A 3,480-nucleotide genomic window follows, 5' to 3' on the forward strand; every position below is an offset into this window, starting at 1 on the left:
CCCCCCGCCCCGCCATGGCCTACCGCTTTTTTTTTGTTTAAACGGTTATTTTTGGGTGGGGCCCCCCGCGCTTGCGCGCGGGGGGGTCTCAACACTACCCACCCCCCTCGACAACGCTCGGGGCTCGCCAGCAAGAAGATCCGTTTCAGCCATTCATCTCGCTGACGACCTTTGCGTCGCGGGCAGAGAGGTCTGCGTACTCGGGATCGCTGCCGACGTCGGGGGTGCGTTTGCGGCTGCGGGCGCAGAGCTGCCAGTCCTCGCGCCGGTCGATGACGCGGACAAAGGACGTCTCGCCGTCTTCGATCGAGTGCCAGCCTGCGCCGACGACGTCGGCCAGGTCGACGCCGAACGGCTCGAGCTTTTGGCGGTCTTCGGACTTGAGCGTGTAGACGAGTTCGGCATCGGTCGCCTTGTTCAGGCCGACCTCCTTTTTGAGTTCGTCGAGCTGCTGCAGGGCGTCTTGCCGAAGCTTCATGAGCACAGTCCACGCGTCGTACGTCGGCACGTCCATCGGTTCCGGCAGGCCAGCCGTGTGGACGCGGCCGCTGGTGCCGGGCAGGTGCTCCCACGCCTCGTCGGAAGTGAAGACCAGCATCGGTGCAACGAGCCGAATCAGTGCATCGGCCACCTTGTACTGGACGAACTGGCTCCGCCGCCGCACCGGCGAGTCGGCGGCCTCGCAGTAGAGGCGGTCCTTCATCGCGTTGCCGTAGACCTGGCTGACCTGGACCGTGCAGAAGTCGCGGATCAGGCGATAGGCGTGGTGCGTCTGGAACGCGTTGTAGGCGTGGCGTACGTCGCGGATGAGCGTGTTCAACTCACTCAACATCCACGCGTCGAGGCTGGTTTCCGGACAAACCGAAGCTGCCGCTTCGGCGTGGTGAGGGTGGTGCGGATCGAAGTCGCTGAGGTTGCCTAGCAGGAAGCGGATCGTGTTGCGGATCTTGCGGTACTCGTCGCCGAACTTCTGGATGATCTCGGGGCTGGTGCGGATGTCGCCGGTGTAGTCGACGCTGCACATGTACAGCCGCAAGAGGTCGGCCCCGTGGCGTTCGATCTCCTGTGTTGCCGTCACGTACTCTTTGTCGCTCTTGGAGACCTTGGTGCCGTCGGGCTTGACGATGAAGCCGTGGGTGAGCACTTCCTTGAACGGGGCGTGCCCGACGCTGCCGCAGCCCGATAGCAGCGACAGCTGGAACCAGCCGCGGTGCTGGTCGGAGCCTTCGAGGTACAGGTCGGCCGGGGCATCTTCGAGGTCGTCGCGGGCATCGAGCACGGCATGCCACGACGAACCGCTCTCGAACCAGACGTCGAAGATGTCGCTCTCCTTGCGGAGCTTGTCCTTCGGGAAGTTCTGGCCCGGGTCGAAGTCGCTCAGCAACTCGGCCGGCTCCATCGACCACCAGGCGTCGCTGCCGTGCTCGGCAAACGTCGCCGCGACGGCACGGACCGACTCCGGCGTTAGCAGAGCGTCGCCCTGCTCGTTGTAGAAGACCGGGATCGGCAGGCCCCAAGCCCGCTGCCGGCTGATGCACCAGTCGGGCCGATTCGCGAGCATGCCGAGGAGGCGTTGCTGGCCCCAGCCGGGGTGGAACGTCGTCCCCTCGGCCGACGCGACCGCACGGTCACGGAGCGATGCCATCGCACCCGTGGCACGATCTTCAGATCGTGTCTGGCCTGGTGAAGCGTCGGAACACGAACTGAAGTTCGAGCCACGGTTTTCTACTTCGTAAGCGTTGTCGGCGGCGATGAACCATTGCTCCGTGGCGCGGTAGATCGTGGGTGTCTTGCTCCGCCAGTCGTGCGGGTACTTGTGGACGAGGTCCTGGCTGGCGAAGAGGTACCCGTCGTCAGCCAGCTTTTCGACGATGATCGGGTTGGCCTCCTTGACCGTCAGCCCGGTGACGAACGGCGGCGTGGACGAGTCGTACCGGCCATCCGCCTGGACGGGGCAGTAGACGTCGAGCCCGTTGGCTCGCCCGAGGCCCCAGTCCTCCTCGCCGTGACCGGGCGCCGTGTGGACGAGGCCGGTGCCGTCGGTCGTCGTGACGTAGTCGGCCGGAAGCAGCTTGCCGACGCGGTCGGCAACGAACGGATGCTGGTACTCCAGACCCGATAGCTGATCGCCGCAGACCGTCGCAACGACCTCGTACTCGACGGCCTTCGGACCCGTTGCGAACTGCTTGGTGAACTTCCAATCCTCGTCCGGATCGGCATCGGCCGGCGGATCGCCCGCGTTGCCACCGGCAGCGAAGGTCTGTTTCACGAGGTCGCTCGCGATGACGACGAGCCGCGAGTGATTCGCCCCGACCGCGTCGTAACGGACGACGCTGTACTCCACGTCGGGATTGACCGCGATCGCCAAGTTCGCCGGAAGCGTCCAGGGCGTGGTGGTCCAGATCATGAATCGCACTTCTCCCGGCTCCCGCAGCCCGAGCTTGGCCTTGACCTCGCCGGGATTCCTCGCAGGGAACTCGACGAAGACGCTCGGGTCGCGGACCCGCTGGTACTCCAGCTCTGCGTCGGCCAGAGCCGTGCGGTTGGCGACGGACCAGTGGACGGGCTTGAGCCGTTTGTAGACGAGGCCGTTCTCGACGAACTTGGCGAAGACCTCCAGCGTCCTCGCCTCGTAGGCCGGGTCCATGGTCAGGTACGGCCGATCCCAGTCGCCCAGGATGCCGAGCCGCTTGAACTGCTGGCACTGCGTCGCGATCGCCTTCTCCGCGTGCTCCCGACAGAGCCGGCGGACCGTCAGCGTGTCGAGTTCGCGAAGCTTGGGCCCGAGCTTCTGCTGGACCTTGTGCTCGATCGGCAGGCCGTGGCAGTCCCAGCCGGGCACGTACGGCACGCGGCGGCCCTTCATCGTCTGATACCGGCAGACGACGTCCTTGAGCACCTTGTTGAGCACGTGCCCGATGTGGATGTCGCCGTTGGCGAAAGGCGGGCCGTCGTGCAGGTTGAAGACGGGGTCGCTCGCGTGGGCGTCGAGCACCTTGCCGTACAGGCCGTCGGCTTCCCAGTTGGCTAGCCGTTGCGGCTCGCGCTGGGTGAGCTGAGCCTTCATGGCGAAGTCGGTCTTGGGCAGGTTGAGCGTGTCCTTGTAGCTCATGGCGGTGGTCGTGGCGGTCAATCAAAAACCCCGAGGCGTCTCGGCCTCGGGGCGGGTTCGTCGGCGGGATGCTGAGGTATCAGCGGGCAGACGACCCGCCCGAGGCGATCGGGCGAGCGAGTGCGATGATAATCCCAGTCTGCAGCAGCCTCACATTGGCACGCTAGGCCGGCTACAGGTCCGGCACACGACGCAGGTCGCGGCTGCCGTGGAGAATTCGGGTGACTGTGACGGTCTCGTCGTCAAACCGGTAGAAGAGCAGGTAGTTCTTGAAGCCTGTGATGATGCGGCGACGCAGTGGACCCTCGGTTCGCTCTGGCATGCCGAGGATCGGTGGCGTTTGTGTCGGATACTCCGCCGCATAGTCG

General features: G+C 65.3%; 2 protein-coding genes. Both read right to left on the reverse strand.

Going from position 1 to position 3,480, the window contains the following annotated elements; translation table 11 throughout:
- Positions 1 to 145 precede the first annotated feature (145 nt).
- The gene (locus tag AAGI46_16385; protein ID MEM1013785.1) at positions 146 to 3,133 is read right to left on the reverse strand and encodes an isoleucine--tRNA ligase; all 2,988 of its coding nucleotides are present in this window, start codon (positions 3,131 to 3,133) and stop codon (positions 146 to 148) included.
- 151 nt (positions 3,134 to 3,284) lie between these two features.
- A partial coding sequence (locus tag AAGI46_16390) for a type II toxin-antitoxin system RelE/ParE family toxin (protein MEM1013786.1) occupies positions 3,285 to 3,480 on the reverse strand: 196 nt, incomplete at its 5' end.

This window comes from Planctomycetota bacterium (genome assembly GCA_038746835.1).
In the GTDB taxonomy this organism is placed as follows: Bacteria; Planctomycetota; Phycisphaerae; order Tepidisphaerales; family Tepidisphaeraceae; genus JBCDKH01.